Genomic DNA, 15445 nt, shown 5'->3' on the forward strand with positions numbered 1-15445 from the left:
GTTAGCGCCGCGCCTCCCACGAGACGGAGGCGTGGCGGGAGGTGTAGAATTCCCCGATCATGCCGATGCAGAACACCGCCAGCGCGACGTACAGCGCGTAGCTGAGCGAGGAGAAATGCGGGTTGTAGTTGATGAAGATGTCGCCGCGCGCCTGATCGATCGTGTGATAAAGCGGATTCCAGTCGAACAGGTTGCGCATTTTCGGGTTGAGCTGGTTGGCGACGAACATCTTGCCCGAGGCGATCATGTTGGCGCGCTGATAGACGGTCGCAAGGATGCCAGTGACCGAGGGCGCCCAGGGCTTCATCGCCAGAAACACCGTGCCCACGGCAATGCCGTAGAGCCAGGCGACAAGGATGCAGGAAAACGCGGCGGCAGGATCCTCGATCACGAAATGGGTCATGCCGACGTAGTAGAGAAATAGGATCAGCGCCATCGTCAGCACTTGGATATAAAGTGTCGAGATGGCGGCGGAGGCGATGGTGATGATCGTGTTCATCGGCGCATGTTTCATCATGGGCGAGGCCGGCCCCTCGGACCCCATGACGGCGCTGACGGCGCGCACATGGGTCATGTAGATGAAGACGCCCGACATCATGAACAGCATGAAGTCGCCGCGAATGGCAGAGCGGCGCAGCCCCAGAACAGCATACATCAGATAGAAGATCGCGATCATGATCACGATTCGCAGCATGTTCGTCATGATCGACATGACGGCATAGCGGTGGCCTTTGCGCACGGTATGGGCCGTGGTGTGAAACACCAGCTCAGCCATGGAGAGAGCGGATTGCAGGCGGGTTCTGTTCACTCTCTGCTGAAACATGTGCACCTGCTGGCCGGGATCTGCGATACAATCCGGGGATGTCTTGCTGTTCACCAATCGGTGCAACATAACTTGCCCCAATGTTCTAATCAATTATGGCCAGGACAGTTGCGGGGCGGTTAATGGGCCTGCCCTGAAAAGACCTTGAAGGAGAGACTTTTGGATTTCGAAAAACTGACCCAAGTGATGCGCAAGCTGGCATTGGATGCCGGTGACAAGATCATGGATATTTACAACGCTGACGATTTTGACGTGAAGACCAAGTCCGACGACAGCCCCGTGACGGCGGCGGACGAGGCAGCAGATGCGTTGATTTCAGCCGGGTTGCGCGCGGAATTTCCCGACGTGCTGCTGGTGACGGAAGAGCAGAGTGAGTCGCACAAGGAGCTGGCGTCGACCTTCCTGATCGTTGATCCGCTGGACGGCACCAAGGAATTCATCAACCGGCGCGGCGACTTCACCGTCAATATCGCGCTGGTCGAAAATGGCGTGCCGACGCGCGGCGTGGTCTATGCGCCCGCCAAGGATCGCATGTTCTATACGCTGGCCGATGGCTCGACCGTCGAAGAGGCGGCGCCGTTTGATCGCGATGTGGTCGGCACGCTGACCCCGATCAAGGTCTCGTCGCCGGACAACGCGGCCCTGATGGTGGTGGCGTCGAAATCGCACCGCGATGCGGCGACGGACGCCTATATCGGCAAATATGCCGTGAAGGACATGAAAAGCGCCGGATCGTCGCTGAAGTTCTGTCTGGTCGCGACGGGCGAGGCGGATCTGTATCCGCGCGTCGGGCGCACGATGGAGTGGGACACGGCGGCCGGTCACGCGGTTCTGGCGGGAGCGGGCGGCGCGGTCGTGCGCTTCGACACGCATGAGCCGCTGGTGTACGGCAAGGAAGGCTATGCCAACCCGTTCTTCATCGCCTACGCCCCCGGCGTGGACCTGAAGGAGGCCTGATCCCTCAGGCAAAAGGCCCATGCAGCCCGGCCCGGCACAGATCCGCTTTAGCGTCATCGTGGTCAGCCGTGGCCGTGGCGATGCTTTGGCGCTCTGCCTGACCGGGCTGAGCCGTCTGGCCTATGGGGCCTATGAGATCATCGTCGTCGCCGATCCTGACGGGTTGGCGGCGGTCGCGGCCTCTGGCTTCGGGGATGAGATCAAGCAGGTGCCCTGTTCGCAGGCCAATATTGCGGCCGCACGCAATCTGGGGTTGCGCGTCGCGGCAGGAGAGGTGGTGGCCTTTCTAGACGACGACTCGGTGCCGGAGCCGGGCTGGCTGGCACATCTGGCGACAGCTTTTGCCGATTGCGATGTTGCGGCGGCGGGGGGCTTTGTGCGGTCGCGCAATGGTATCAGCTATCAGTTCACGACCGCCGCGGTGGATGCCTGTGGCGAGACCAGACCTCTGGCGGTCGACGGCGCGCAGATCACCTGCCTGACGACGCGTCCGGGCGACGCAATCAAGACCGAAGGCACCAATATGGCGTTCCGCCGGTCGGTTCTGGCAGAGGTCGGCGGCTTTGATCCGGCCTATCGGTTCTATCTCGATGATGTCGATCTGAACATGCGGCTGGCCGCGCGCCACTGCCTCAGTGCCGTCGTGCCGCTGGCCGAGGTGCACCACCATCCCGCCGCCAGCGCCACCCGTGAGGGCACAGGGGTGGCGCGCGATCTGCACGAGGTCGGTGCCAGCACGGCGGTTTTCCTGCGCCGTCACTGTCCGGCCGCGCAGCACGGGCCTGCGATTGCACGGCTGCGCGCGGCGCGGCGGCGCACACTGATCGGGCACATGATCTCGGGTCGGCTGGAGCCGGGGCAGGTCGGGCGGTTGCTGGCGGGCTTCGATGCCGGGGTCAGCGCCGGATTTATACGCAAGTGCGGAAATCTTTTGCCGCTGCCCGCCGCCGTGGCAGCATTTCGCCCATTCCGGTCGCGACGCGCCGGTGCACCGCTGGTCATGGCGACAAGGCGGTTCCGCTGGCGCGGGAAACTTGAGCAGGCGGAGCAGTTTGCACGCGAAGGCCGCCCTGTGACACTCTTCGTCTTTTCTCTGTCAACTCTGTATCATAGGGTCGCCATGACCGGATCCGGAGTATGGGTTCAGAGCGGAGGAACCTTCGGGAAGAGCCAGCGTTCTGACAAGGCGGTCAATGTCTGGCGTTTTGCCAGCAGGGTTTCGCACGAGGCGGGCCGTATTGCCCGTCAAAGGGGAAATGCGCCACCCGACTAGGTCTTGGTCGTATTGGAGAAACCGTTAAGGTTTCGTTACTTTTTTAGACGAGAACTCGTGCTTTGATTGCACGGTTCATGTATCAAGGCCCGTGATAGCGGGCACCAAAGAATGAGTTGAGGGCACAGCGTGAAGAACAAAATCACAAAAGCAATCTTTCCGGTCGCCGGGATGGGGACGCGTTTCCTGCCAGCCACCAAATCCGTACCCAAAGAGATCATGACGTTGGTAGATCGTCCTCTGGTCCAATATGCCATCGACGAAGCCCGTGCCGCTGGCATCAAGGAATTCATCTTTGTCACCTCGCGCGGGAAATCCGCGCTGGAGGATTATTTTGATTACGCCCCCCAGCTGGAAGACGAGCTGATCAAGAAGGGCAAGACCGAGCTGCTGGATGTGCTGAAATCCACCTATATGGACAGCGGCGCGATTGCCTATATCCGCCAGCACAAGGCGCTTGGTCTGGGACACGCCGTCTGGTGCGCCCGTCGCCTGATCGGCGATGAGCCGTTTGCCGTTCTGCTGCCCGATGACGTCATCTCTGCCGAAAAGCCCTGCCTGCAGCAGATGGTCGAAGCCTTTGAGGAAGAGCCCGCCTGCATGGTTGCAGCGATGGAAGTGCCCGCCTCCAAGGCCAGCTCCTACGGGATTCTGGACATCAACGAAGACCGTGGCGATGTCGTGTCGGTCAAGGGCATGGTCGAGAAGCCGAAAGAGGGCACTGCGCCGTCGAATCTGGCTGTCATCGGTCGCTACCTGCTGACCCCGCAGATCATGAAGAACCTCGACGATCTGAAAACCGGTGCCGGTGGCGAGATCCAGCTGACCGATGCCATTGCGGACGAGCTGAAGGCCGGTCGCGCGGTCAACGGCTTCCGCTTCAACGGTCAGCGCTTCGACTGCGGTTCCAAAGCCGGGTTCCTGCAGGCGACTGTGTCGTTCGGTCTGGGTCGTGAGGATCTGCGTGACGAACTGCGCGGTTTCCTCGAAGACATCATGCAAGTCGAACACGCGGCACAGTAAAGCCGGGGCCTGAGAATTGGATCATGTTCTGGTAACCGGGGGTGCGGGCTATATCGGCTCGCACGCCTGCAAGGCATTGAAGCGGGCCGGGTTCGTCCCGGTCACATTCGACTCATTGGTGACGGGCTGGGAAGACGCGGTCAAATTCGGCCCGTTTGAAAAGGGTGATCTGCTGGATCGCCAGCGGCTGGACGAGGTTTTTGCCAAGTACCAGCCGATCGCGGTGATGCATTTCGCCGCGCTGAGCCAGGTTGGCGAAAGCATGTCGGAGCCGGGTCTGTACTGGCGCAATAACGTCGCGGGCTCGCTGAACCTGATCGAGGCGGCGGCGGCGGCCAGTTGCATGAACTTCGTCTTCTCCTCGACCTGCGCGACCTACGGCGAGCAGGACAATGTGGTGCTCGACGAAAACAGCGTGCAGCGTCCGATCAATGCCTATGGGGCGTCGAAGAAGGCGGTTGAGGATATCCTGGCCAACTTCGGGGCGGCCTTTGGCATGGACCATGTCATCTTTCGCTATTTCAACGTGGCGGGCGGCGATCCGGAGGGCGAGGTTGGGGAACATCACCGCCCCGAGACTCATCTGATCCCGATCATGCTGGAGGCGATCGACGGCAAGCGCCCTGCGCTGACCGTGTTCGGCACCGATTACGACACGCCGGACGGCACCTGCATCCGCGATTACGTCCATGTCTGCGATCTGGTGGATGCGCATGTCCTCGGCCTGCGCTGGTTGCTGGAGGGCAAGGGCAGTCGGGTGTTCAACCTCGGCACGGGCGACGGGTTTTCGGTGCGCGAGGTGATCGCGCAGTCCAACACCGTGACCAATCGCGAAGTGCCTTATGTCGAGGGGCCGCGTCGTCCCGGCGATTGCACCAAGCTGGTGTCCGGGTCGAGCCGCGCGGAAACCGAGTTGGGATGGACTCCGACACGTTCGACGATGAATACTATGATCGCGGACGCATGGCGGTGGCATCAGACTGGGCATTACGACAAATAACACTCCGCCTGCGCGGCTGCTGGACGTCACACGACTGACCAGTCGCGCAGGTCGTGGCCTGACCGGGGTGGACCGGGTCGAGGCCGCCTATCTCTCAGCATTGCTGGACGACGATGTGCCGCTGTTCGGGCTGGCGCGGGTGGCGCTGGGCTATGTCCTGCTGGACAGGGCCGGGCTGGTCGCTCTGCGCGCGCGGCTGACGGCGCGCGCGCCCTGGGGGCCTGCGCGCGGTGCGTTTCGGCTGGCGCGCCGGCTGAGCGCCGCGCAACAGGGCGCGCAGGCGGATCTGTGGCAACAGGCGCTGCAGAGGTGCGGGCGCTGGCGGTTGCGGGCGATGTTGCGGCGGCTGCCTGCGGGCACGGCCTATCTCAACACCGGGCATTCCAATCTGAGCGGGCGGGTGATCAACGCGGTGCGCGGCATCACAGGTGCGCGGGTCTGCGTGTTTCTGCATGATACGATCCCGCTGGCGTATCCAGAGTTCCAGCGCGCAGGCAGCGTGGCGCGGTTCCGTGCGATGCTGCAGGTGGCGCAGGGCGCTGACCTGATCCTGTGCAATTCCGAGGTGACGCGGCGCGATCTGCGGCAGCATATGGGCGCGGCTGTGGAGATCGTTTCGGTGCCGCTGGGGGTCGAGCGCATGGTCCCCGTCGCCGCCGAGATCCCCGAGTGGCTGGCGTTGACGCGCCCCTATTTCATCGTGACAGGCACGATAGAGCCGCGCAAGAATCACGCCCTGCTGTTGGATGTCTGGGCCGCGCTGGAGGCGGAATTGCCCGATGATCAGATGCCCGTCCTGCTGATCTGTGGCGCGCGCGGCTGGCGCAACGAGGCGCTGTTTGCCCGGCTTGATCAGCTCAAGGACCGCTCGGCCCATGTGGTCGAGCTGCCGGGGCTGAGCGACGGCGCGCTTGCAGCGCTGACCCGCGGCGCGCGGGCCAGTCTGTTTCCCAGTCTGGCTGAAGGCTATGGCCTGCCGCCGGCTGAAGCCGCACTTCTGGGCACGCGCCCGATCTGTTCCGACCTGCCGGTATTGCGCGAAGTGCTGGGGGAAATTGCAGTTTACCTGAACCCAGGCGATACCTATGCATGGAAACAATTGATTAATGATTTGCTGACAAATTGCGTGGTGTCGGACGAGCCCGAAGACAATGCGATACCCGGGCGTCGTTTGCCCGCGTGGGATGACCATTTCAAGATTGTGTTAACGATCACCTGATTGGCCATTTCTGCCGGACGTTCGACGCGAGGTATCGACATGCGGGTGCGGTCGGTGGGCGGAAGAGGGCGGGGTTGGGGTTTTCTCAGAGATACCAGTTGAGGGCAGAGCGCAGGCGCGGGCTGTTCCGGGCGTTTCGCAAACAGCGTGAATTGCGCTGTATTGTTGATCGGAGCGCAAAGATACGTCCGCGCGATATCCTGCTGTTCTCGACACTGCGCAATGAGCAACTGCGGTTGCCCTATTTTCTCGAATATTACCGGGACCTTGGCGTTAACCACTTTTTCTTCGTCGACAACGGCAGCGATGACGGTTCGGGCGAATATCTGACGGCGCAATCCGATTGCAGCGTCTGGCATACGACCGCCAGCTACAAAAAATCCCGCTTTGGCGTCGACTGGCTGAATGGATTGCAGGGGCGGTATGCCCATGGCCATTGGACGTTGGTTGTCGATCCGGATGAATTCTTTATCTATCCGTTCTGCGATACCCGCCCGCTGAACGCGCTGACCGATTGGCTGGACGCCTCCTCGATCCGATCCTTTTCGGCGATGCTGCTGGATATGTACCCCAAGGGGCCTCTGGTCGCGCAGCCGTATCGCCCGGGGCAGAACCCCCTCGATATCGCGTCCTGGTTCGATTCCGGCAACTATACGGTGCAAAGAAACTGGAAATATGGCAATCTGTGGATTCAGGGTGGCCCGCGCACGCGGGTGTTTTTCGCCGACCGGCCTCATATGGCACCGGCATTGAACAAGATCCCGCTGGTGCGTTGGGACCGCTCTTATGCCTACATCAGTTCAACCCACATGCTGTTGCCGCGGGGGCTGAATCTGGTGTTCGACGAATGGGGCGGGGAAAAAGCCAGTGGCATCCTGCTGCATACCAAGTTCCTCAACACCTTCGGCGAGAAGGCGGAGGAGGAGCTGGCGCGTGGTCAGCATTATGGCGGCAGCCGGGAATACAAAGCCTATCACGCACAGATGAAAGCCGACCCGGAGCTTTGGTGCAAATGGTCTGAGAAATATATCAACTGGCGGCAGCTGGAGATCCTTGGGCTGATGTCCAAGGGGAACTGGGCCTAGAGTGGGGACGCGGGTGTGAGCGTTGGCATCGTGATGCTGGTGCATACGGCCCTCGACAGGGCCGAACAGGTCGCGCGACACTGGTCCGCGGCGGGGTGTCCCATCGTCATCCATTGTGACCGGCGGGTGCCGCGCAAGGTCTTCGACGCCTTCAGGGCCTCTCTCGGGGATATCGCGACGATCCACTTTTCCAAGCGGCATCGCTGTGAATGGGGCACATGGGGCATCGTCGCGGCGACTCAGGACGCCTGCGAGGTTATGCTGAGCCGCTATGCGGATGCGCGCCACGTCTATCTTGCCTCCGGGTCCTGCCTGCCGCTGCGCCCGGTGCAGGAGCTGGTCGATTACCTCGCGGCGCGGCCGCAGACGGACTTCATCGAAAGCGCAACGACGGCGGATGTGCCCTGGACGGTGGGCGGGCTGGACGAGGAACGCTTTACCCTCAGGTTTCCGTTTTCGTGGAAAAAGCATCGCAAGGCGTTTGACTGGTATGTCGCCGTGCAACGCCGGACGCGGTTTCGCAGGGCCATCCCGAACGGGCTGGTGCCGCATATGGGCAGCCAGTGGTGGTGCCTGACGCGCGGGACGCTCTCGGCGATCCTGAATGACAGCATGCGGCCGACGTTTGATCGGTATTTCAGCAAGGTCTGGATCCCGGACGAGAGCTATTTTCAATCCCTCGCGCGGATCTATTCCGGCCATATCGAGAGCCGGTCCCTGACTCTTTCGAAGTTCGATTTTCAGGGCAAGCCGCATATTTTCTATGATGATCACCTGCAATTGCTGCGCCGGTCCGACTGTTTTGTCGCGCGCAAGATCTGGCCACAGGCGAGCCGTCTGTACCGCGCCTTTCTGACCGACGCCGAGGCGGCGATGAAGCGGACCGAGCCGAACCCCGGCAAGATCGACCGCATCTTTTCCAAGGCGGTGGAGCGGCGCACGCGCGGGCGACCGGGCCTCTATATGCAGAGCCGCTATCCCAACGAGGGCTGGGAAAACGGGCTGACGGGGGCCAAATATTCGGTGTTTCAGGGCTTTACCGAGCTGTTCGAGGATTTCGAGGGCTGGCTGGCGCGCACCACGGGGTGCCGCGTGCATGGCCATCTGTTCGGCCCCGAGGATGCTCAGTTCGCCGGTGGTCAGGAGGTGATCAATGGCGCGCTGATGGCCTCGGCGCGGCTGCGCGACCACAATGCCCGCGATTTCCTGACCAATGTGATCTGGAACACCCGCGGCGAGCGGCAGTGCTTTCAGTACGGACCGCGGGCCAATCAGTCGGTGGCCTGGGACATGGCGAAGGATTCCAATGCACAGATCGCGGTGATTTCGGGCGCTTGGGCGGTGCCGCTGTTCCAGTCGCAGCGCAATTTCATCGAGATCCGGCGCGAGGCGGCGCGGCTGCAGAAGATCGAGAGCGAATTCATCAATGCCCTGCGCTCGCCCTACTCCAAGGGGCATTTCAGGATCTGGTCGATGGCGGATTTCGTCGAAGCCCCGATGGAGCCGCTGCAGAGCGCGATCGAGGATATCAGCCTGCACGGGAGACGTCTGACCGAGGTGCCGAAAATGGTGGATCTGACCGGCTTCAGCCAGTTCCTGCAGGACCTGAAGAATCAGGGGATGCACCCCTACCTGATGGGCGATTTCCCGGCCTTGGCCGAAGAAGCGCCGGTCTCCGTTGAGCAGGTTCGCAAACCCTATCCCATTCATAAGTAAGGCCTGATGCCCCAGTTTACCTCTTTCGTCGTATTTGCGGAAATGCGCACCGGGTCCAATTTCCTGGAGGCCAACCTGAATGCTCTGGAGGGCGTGAGCTGTCTGGGCGAGGCGTTCAATCCGCATTTCATCGGCTATCCCAACAAGGACAGCTGCCTCGGGCTGGGGCAGGCCGAGCGTGACCGCGACCCGGGTCTCTTGCTGGAGAGGGTGCGAGAGGCGCCGGGGCTGAACGGCTTCCGGTTTTTTCATGACCACGATGCCCGCGCGCTGGAGCTGGTTCTGGCGGACCGGGCCTGCGCCAAGATCATCCTGACGCGCAACCCGGCGGAGAGCTATGTCAGCTGGAAGATCGCGCAGGCCACGGGGCAATGGAAGCTGACCGATGTGCGCCGTCGCCGCGAGGAAACGGTGGCATTCGACGCGGTGGAGTTCGAGGCGCATCTGAGCACGCTTCAGGCCTTTCAGATCCGGCTGCTGAACGCCCTGCAGGTCAGCGGGCAGACGGCCTTCTACCTCGATTACGAGGATCTGCAGGATGTCGCGGTGATGAATGGCCTCGCCGCCTATCTGGGGGTCGAGGGGCGTCTGGAGACGCTGGATCAGAACCTGAAGGTGCAAAACCCCGCTGCTCTGGCTGAAAAGGTTGGGAATTTCGCGCAGATGGAGGAGGGGCTGGCGCGGCTGGATCGCTTCAACCTGACGCGCACGCCGAACTTTGAGCCGCGACGCGGGCCGCAGGTGCCGTCCTTTGTCGCCGGGGGCGGGCTGCTCTTTATGCCGGTGAAGGGCGGGCCGGAGGCGGATGTGACGCAGTGGCTTGCCCAGCTGAACGGTGGCGCGCTGGAGGAGGGTTTTCACCAGAAAAGCCTGCGCCAGTGGAAGCGATCGCGCCCCGGTCATCGCAGCTTTGCCGTGCTGCGCCATCCGGTCGTGCGCGCCCATGCGGTGTTCTGCGACAAGATCCTGTCGACCGGGCCGGGGGCCTTTCTGGAGATCCGCAAGGTGCTGCGTCAGCGCTTCAAGCTGGCCATCCCTGAGGTGGTCGATCCGGGCTATGCGCCGCGCCATCACCGGGCGGGGTTTCTGGCGTTCCTCGATTTTCTGAAGGTCAATCTGGCGGGGCAGTCCGGGCTGCGGGTCGATCCGCACTGGGCCACGCAGGCGGCAGTGCTGGAGGGGATGGCGCAATTCGCCCTGCCGGATCAGCTGGTGCGCGAGGACGAGATGGAGGTGGCGCTGCCGGCCCTGGCGCGCAGCGCCGGAACATCGGGGCCGGTGCCGCCGCTGCTGTGCGACGGGGCGCCGGATCTGCCCTATGGGTTGGCGGTGATCTATGACGACGAGGTCGAGGCCCGCGTCGCCGATCTGTATCAGCGCGATTACATGCTGTTTGGCTTTGGCCCCTGGCAGGGGGAGCGTTGACGCGCCGGGGCCTGAGTGCGACGCTGCTGCAAAGGGCCCGGCAGCGGGCCTGTGGTGCCAGCAGGAGGCCGGATCATTTCCATCACCGTTCATCACCTGAATAACTCGCGGTCGCAGCGTATCCTGTGGCTGCTGGAGGAGCTGGGGCTGCCCTATACGATCACGCGATATCAGCGTGATTCCAAGACGATGCTGGCCCCGGCGTCGCTGAAAAAGGTGCATGCCCTGGGCAAGTCACCCGTGATCGTGGACGAGGAGACCGGCCTGACCGTGGCCGAAACCGCCGTGATCGTGAATTACCTGATAGCCAAGGCGGGCGGGCGGATGGGCGCGCCGGGCGAGGCCGCGGCGGATCTGCGCTATCAATACTGGATGCATTATGCCGAAGGATCGCTGATGCCGCCGCTGGTGCTGAAGCTGGTCATGGGGCGGGTGCCGGTGATGGGGCGGTTCGCCATGAAGAAGGTGCAGCCGATGATCGACAACCACCTCGATTTCGTCGAGGGCGAGCTGGCGGCGCGGCAGTGGTTCTCGGGGGACGACATCGGCGGTGCCGATGTGATGATGAGCTTTCCGCTGGAGGCCGCGCGCAGCAGGGCTGGTCTGAACAGCTCACGCCCCGCGACGATGGCCTGGCTGAAGCGCATCCACGCGCGGCCCGCCTATCAGGCGGCGTTGGCGCAGGGCGGGCCCTACGCCTATGCCTGAGGACTGAAAACGCGAAAGGGTCCCTGCGGGCCCTTTTTCGGTGCTCTGGCACACCTGCGGTCAGGCGGCCTGCATGTTCTGGTCCGAGGTCAGGATCGCATAAAGCGTCGCGGCGTCCTGATTGGCGCGCAGTTTCTTGCACAACGCCACATCGCGCAGACTGCGCGACACCAGGGCCAGAGCCTTGAGGTGTTCGACCCCTGCCTCTTCGGGCGCGAAAAGCGCGAAGATCAGGTCGACCGGAAGCCGGTCGATCGAGTTGAAATCAACAGGTCTTTCCAGCACGATAAACGCGCCCTGAACCTTGTCGATGCCGGACAGGCGCGCATGCGGCAGCGCAACCCCGTGACCGACTCCGGTGGGACCAAGGCTTTCACGCTCCTGCAATGCTTCGACAACGCGGTTCTGGTCCAGTCCGTGTGCGGACTGGGCCAGTTCCCCGATATCATGCAAGAGGCGTTTCTTGCTGGAAGCCGATGCGATCACCTTGATCGCCTCCGGCTTTAGAATCTGTGACAGTTTCATCCTGCCTCTTGTCTGCTTCGAGAGGGCCCGCTTTGGGCGAGCCCTGATGTCTAGCTGCGCGGATCGATCCAGCCGATATTTCCGTCGTCGCGCCGATATACGACGTTGATCCCGTCTTTGCCATCCTTGCGGAAAACCAAAAGCGGAGCACCGGCGAGTTCCATATGCATGACGGCTTCGCCGACTGAGAGCGAGGGAATCTGCGTCTCCATCTCTGCGACGATAACGGGTGTAAGCGTTTCCGGCTCCGAATCCCCGTGATCCTCGTCCGAGGCGAGGATATATGAGGAGGCGCCCAGAAGTTCAACCGGCTCGACACGCGATTTGTGGTGATCCTTCAACCTGCGCTTGTAACGGCGCAGCTGTTTTTCCATTTTCTCGGAACATGCCTCAAATGCAGCATAGATTTCCGGCGCGCGCGCCTTGGCCTGGGCCGTCAGCCCGGTGCTGAGGTGAACAGTGGCCTCACAGATGTATTCGTGGGCGCTTTTGGAAAAAGTGATCTGCGCATCGGTCGGCCGTTCGGCGTATTTGGCAACAGCGGTGCCCAGACCGTCCTTGACGTGGGTCTGCAGGGCGTCGCCGATATCAATCTGTTTGCCTGTGATTTGGTAGCGCATACCGTCTCCTCTTCATGACAATCCGGGCGTGATCCAGCGGCAAAGGCCGCCGGAATTCTCAGGTCCGGATGCTGCGGAAAAATGACAGACCCGGCGCCATGATCCGGGTAATACCGCCAAAGCGGGTGCCGGATGTGACTATGGCGTAACGTGTTACTGTCATGACATCATTTGAGGATAAGAGGCCCATACCTGTCAATGAAATGTGCTGTGATGGGTTGCCGGAACCTTAGCCGTTTCGCGCCGATTTGTCGTGGATTTCGCTGTGGTTCAGCCGCCGCAGCCTTGCAGCGCTGGCCTTTTGCGGGGCCTGCGCAAACCGCGTAAGGCGCGGCAGCATCAGCGGTTTTCAGCTATTCGCCCGACATCGGATGCAAGGTTCAGCCGATCCTGAAGCTGTCGCCCAGATAGACCCGGCGCACGTTGTCGTTCTGCACGACTTCTTCGGGGGTTCCGGACATCAGAACCTTGCCGTCGTGCAGAATGTAGGCGCGGTCCACGATCTCAAGCGTTTCGCGGACGTTGTGGTCGGTGATCAGCACCCCGATTCCCCGTTTCTTGAGGTCGGAGACGAGGTGACGGATATCCTGCACAGAAATCGGGTCGACCCCGGCGAAAGGCTCATCAAGCAGCAGATACTTCGGTTCCGCCGCCAGACAGCGGGCGATCTCGACACGGCGACGCTCGCCCCCCGAGAGGGCCATGGCGGGGGCGCGGCGCAGATGCTCGATGGAAAATTCCGACAGCAGCTCTTCGAGGCGCTCGCGCTTCTTGTGGTTGTCGCTGTAGGTGATGTCGAGAATGGCGGCGATGTTGTCTTCGACGTTCATGCCGCGAAAAATCGACATCTCCTGCGGCAGATAGCCGATGCCAAGCTTGGCGCGGCGATACATCGGCAGGCCGGTCACATCGACGCCGTCCAGCGTGACGCTGCCGCCCTCGGGCACCACAAGACCGGCGATGGCGTAGAAACTGGTGGTCTTGCCCGAGCCGTTCGGCCCCAGCAGCGCAACAACCTCGCCCCGGTCGAGGGACATGGTGACGTCACGGATGACGACGCGCTTCTTGTAGGATTTCTGCAGGCCTTCGATCCTGAGGCCCTGAGTGCCGGTCGCGACAGCAGGCGCGGTGGTCTCCGCGGTTGGGCGAGACGCCATGAATTATTCCTTGCCGCTTTGCAGGATCGTGCGGACGCGTCCTTCCATCCGGGCAGAGCCGGAGTCGAGATCGACGTGCATCACCTCGGACGCGATGGTGCTGTTGCCCTGGAGCAGCAGGACATTGCCACGCATCACGATATTGCCGTTGACGACGTCGTAGTCGGCACGATCCCCTTCGGCGGCGTCTTCGCCGCTGACAAGGGTGACGCCGCCCGTGGCTTCGAGGCGGTCAATCTCGTCGCCCGCCTGATTGTAGACCACCAGCACGCGCGGGGCCGAGAGCTTCATGTCGTTTTGCGCGACTTTGACGTTGCCCTCGAACACGGCGGTGCCATCGGTCTGGCTGACCGAAAGCGTGTCGGAATCGACGTTGATCGGGGCCTTGGTGTCGCCACTGCCGGTGCCGAAACTGACGCTGGTTTCCTGCGCAAGGGCGGGAGGGGCGATCAGCAGCGCTGCGGGAAGCGCCAGCGACAGGGCGGCAAGGCTGGCCATCGCAATGGCGCGGAACGGGCGGCTCACAGCCATGTCAACAGCGGGCAAAGGGGGTTACTCCTGAGGCTTGCCGGGGTCGTATACCAGTTTCACACCTTCGGTGAAAACCAAATACGCATCCCCGGTTGCGGGATCGGATGTCAGTGTCATCCGGCCAGCGGAAAAGTGGCCCGGTGGGCCATCGCCGCTGATCGGACCTTTGGATTCGGCATGGACCTGTCGCATCCCGGAGTCGAGGGCTTCGGTCAGGATCTTGTAGCCGGTGGACGAGGTTATGACGACGCCGCCCAGCAGCGTGGCCGTGTCGATGGGCTGGTCGATGATGCCGTGATCGCCGACGAAGGTGATCGTCTGACCCGAGGTGAGGTCGATCTTGGCGGCGACATTGTCGGCCTCTTGCTGATTTGCGGCATTGGGGCGGGCGGTGTCGGCGGTGAAGGCAATCAGATCGCCGGTTTCATTGGTGCCGGAAAAGCTGGGCATGGTCACACGCTCGTTGCGCGCGGCGTCCCGCAGATCAATCGTGGAATAGGGCAGGGAGGCGTTCGGGTCATGGCTGCGCGACAGCAGGAAAACCGTCGACAGGATGCCGATGGCGCTGAGAGGCAGGATGACCTTGAGCCATGCCACCGCGCGGGAATAGGATCTTGCGGACCGTGCCACCTGCCGGATCCCCTACATATGCGCGAAGATATCGACATCGGCCCAGCCGGCGAGGTCGAGACGCGCGCGGGTGGGCAGAAAGTCGAAACAGGATTGGGCGAGGTCGAGCCGCCCCTCACGCTCCAGCCGCAGATTGAGGGCGTCGCGCAGGCGGTGCAGGTAGAGCACATCCGAGGCCGCGTAATCGAGCTGGGCATTGGTCAGTTTCGCAGCGCCCCAGTCGCTCATCTGCTGTTGCTTGGAGATATCGGTTTGCAGCAGGTCCTGCGTCAGGTTCTTCAGGCCGTGCCGGTCAGTATAGGTGCGCACCAGCTTACTGGCGATCTTGGTGCAATAGACCGGCGCGGCGAGGGCACCGAAGGCGTTGAACATGGCCGCGATATCAAAGCGACCGTAGTGAAAGAGCTTGAGCACCTGCGGGTCGGTCAGCAGGGCGCAGAGATTGGGCGCCTCGGTCTGGCCGATGGCGATCTGCACCAGATGGGCATGGCCGTCGCCACCCGACATCTGCACGACGCAGAGGCGGTCGCGGTGCGGGTTCAGGCCCATGGTCTCGCAATCGATCGCGACGACGGGACCAAGGTCGAGGCCGTCGGGCAGATCATTCTGGTAGAGGTGATTGGTCACGGGCCATGTCCTTGCTGACTGGCACTTGATCTAGTCGCTCGGGCGTGTGGATGCAAACCGTGGATGCACTGCAATCGGGGGAAAGCGCCTGTTTCGAGGGGAGAGGGGGCGCTGCCCCCGCCGCCA

16 protein-coding genes are annotated in these 15445 nt (G+C 62.3%); 9 read left to right on the forward strand and 7 right to left on the reverse strand.

Annotation, left to right across the window (positions count from 1 at the left end; translation table 11 throughout):
* Position 1: 1 nt before the first annotated feature.
* Positions 2-823 carry an ABC transporter permease gene (locus F3W81_RS15415; RefSeq protein WP_193080025.1) on the reverse strand — a complete coding sequence of 274 codons (822 nt, stop codon included), beginning with the start codon at positions 821-823 and terminating at the stop codon, positions 2-4.
* A gap of 186 nt (positions 824-1009) precedes the next feature.
* On the opposite strand from F3W81_RS15415, the gene cysQ reads away from it, so the two are divergent.
* From cysQ to F3W81_RS15460, 9 genes are all read left to right on the forward strand, one after another.
* Entirely contained in the window at positions 1010-1780 is a 771-nt protein-coding gene (gene cysQ, locus F3W81_RS15420; protein ID WP_407692483.1) for a 3'(2'),5'-bisphosphate nucleotidase CysQ, read from the forward strand.
* Positions 1781-1799: 19 nt separating this feature from the next.
* Complete coding sequence (locus tag F3W81_RS15425) at positions 1800-3053, forward strand: glycosyltransferase family 2 protein (protein WP_193080027.1); 1254 nt, start codon at positions 1800-1802, stop codon at positions 3051-3053.
* A 129-nt stretch (positions 3054-3182) separates the two neighbouring features.
* On the forward strand, positions 3183-4076 hold the full coding sequence (galU, locus tag F3W81_RS15430) for a UTP--glucose-1-phosphate uridylyltransferase GalU (protein WP_193080028.1): 894 nt from the start codon (positions 3183-3185) through the stop codon (positions 4074-4076).
* A gap of 16 nt (positions 4077-4092) precedes the next feature.
* Positions 4093-5076, forward strand: a complete 984-nt coding sequence (gene galE / locus F3W81_RS15435) for a UDP-glucose 4-epimerase GalE (RefSeq protein WP_193080029.1) — start codon at positions 4093-4095, stop codon at positions 5074-5076.
* Between the two features lie 67 nt (positions 5077-5143).
* Complete coding sequence (locus F3W81_RS15440; protein WP_193080030.1) at positions 5144-6295, forward strand: glycosyltransferase family 4 protein; 1152 nt, start codon at positions 5144-5146, stop codon at positions 6293-6295.
* Between the two features lie 98 nt (positions 6296-6393).
* Positions 6394-7380 carry a glycosyltransferase family 2 protein gene (locus F3W81_RS15445; protein ID WP_193080032.1) on the forward strand — a complete coding sequence of 329 codons (987 nt, stop codon included), beginning with the start codon at positions 6394-6396 and terminating at the stop codon, positions 7378-7380.
* A 15-nt stretch (positions 7381-7395) separates the two neighbouring features.
* The gene (locus F3W81_RS15450) at positions 7396-9096 is read left to right on the forward strand and encodes a DUF5927 domain-containing protein (RefSeq protein ID WP_193080034.1); all 1701 of its coding nucleotides are present in this window, start codon (positions 7396-7398) and stop codon (positions 9094-9096) included.
* A 6-nt stretch (positions 9097-9102) separates the two neighbouring features.
* On the forward strand, positions 9103-10521 hold the full coding sequence (locus F3W81_RS15455) for a nodulation protein NodH (RefSeq protein WP_193080036.1): 1419 nt from the start codon (positions 9103-9105) through the stop codon (positions 10519-10521).
* Between the two features lie 54 nt (positions 10522-10575).
* Positions 10576-11229: a glutathione S-transferase family protein gene (locus F3W81_RS15460; RefSeq protein WP_226941708.1), complete on the forward strand. Its 654-nt coding sequence runs from the start codon at positions 10576-10578 to the stop codon at positions 11227-11229.
* Between the two features lie 60 nt (positions 11230-11289).
* On the opposite strand, the gene F3W81_RS15465 is transcribed toward F3W81_RS15460, so the two are convergent.
* From F3W81_RS15465 to F3W81_RS15490, 6 genes are all read right to left on the reverse strand, one after another.
* A complete protein-coding gene (locus F3W81_RS15465) occupies positions 11290-11754 on the reverse strand; it encodes a PTS sugar transporter subunit IIA (RefSeq protein ID WP_193080038.1) in 465 nt (154 codons plus the stop codon).
* Between the two features lie 50 nt (positions 11755-11804).
* The gene (gene hpf, locus F3W81_RS15470; protein ID WP_193080039.1) at positions 11805-12374 is read right to left on the reverse strand and encodes a ribosome hibernation-promoting factor, HPF/YfiA family; all 570 of its coding nucleotides are present in this window, start codon (positions 12372-12374) and stop codon (positions 11805-11807) included.
* A 380-nt stretch (positions 12375-12754) separates the two neighbouring features.
* Positions 12755-13531, reverse strand: a complete 777-nt coding sequence (gene lptB / locus F3W81_RS15475; RefSeq protein WP_193080041.1) for an LPS export ABC transporter ATP-binding protein — start codon at positions 13529-13531, stop codon at positions 12755-12757.
* A gap of 3 nt (positions 13532-13534) precedes the next feature.
* A complete protein-coding gene (locus F3W81_RS15480) occupies positions 13535-14077 on the reverse strand; it encodes an LptA/OstA family protein (RefSeq protein WP_226941709.1) in 543 nt (180 codons plus the stop codon).
* 6 nt (positions 14078-14083) lie between these two features.
* Positions 14084-14692, reverse strand: a complete 609-nt coding sequence (locus F3W81_RS15485; protein WP_193080043.1) for a hypothetical protein — start codon at positions 14690-14692, stop codon at positions 14084-14086.
* A 12-nt stretch (positions 14693-14704) separates the two neighbouring features.
* Positions 14705-15319: a ribonuclease D gene (locus tag F3W81_RS15490; protein WP_193080045.1), complete on the reverse strand. Its 615-nt coding sequence runs from the start codon at positions 15317-15319 to the stop codon at positions 14705-14707.
* Positions 15320-15445: the final 126 nt, after the last annotated feature.

It is taken from the genome of Pseudooceanicola spongiae, from assembly GCF_014899185.1.
GTDB classification, from domain to species: domain Bacteria; phylum Pseudomonadota; class Alphaproteobacteria; order Rhodobacterales; family Rhodobacteraceae; genus Pseudooceanicola; species Pseudooceanicola spongiae.

What these genes read in the sequence shown, in the direction of transcription:
- F3W81_RS15415 (WP_193080025.1), bottom strand. Translation starts at nt 823, where the DNA reads ATGTTTCAGCAGAGAGTGAACAGAACCCGCCTGCAATCCGCTCTCTCC.
- cysQ (WP_407692483.1), top strand. Translation starts at nt 1,010, where the DNA reads ATGCGCAAGCTGGCATTGGATGCCGGTGACAAGATCATGGATATTTAC.
- F3W81_RS15425 (WP_193080027.1), top strand. Translation starts at nt 1,800, where the DNA reads ATGCAGCCCGGCCCGGCACAGATCCGCTTTAGCGTCATCGTGGTCAGC.
- F3W81_RS15455 (WP_193080036.1), top strand. Translation starts at nt 9,103, where the DNA reads ATGCCCCAGTTTACCTCTTTCGTCGTATTTGCGGAAATGCGCACCGGG.
- F3W81_RS15465 (WP_193080038.1), bottom strand. Translation starts at nt 11,754, where the DNA reads ATGAAACTGTCACAGATTCTAAAGCCGGAGGCGATCAAGGTGATCGCA.
- hpf (WP_193080039.1), bottom strand. Translation starts at nt 12,374, where the DNA reads ATGCGCTACCAAATCACAGGCAAACAGATTGATATCGGCGACGCCCTG.
- lptB (WP_193080041.1), bottom strand. Translation starts at nt 13,531, where the DNA reads ATGGCGTCTCGCCCAACCGCGGAGACCACCGCGCCTGCTGTCGCGACC.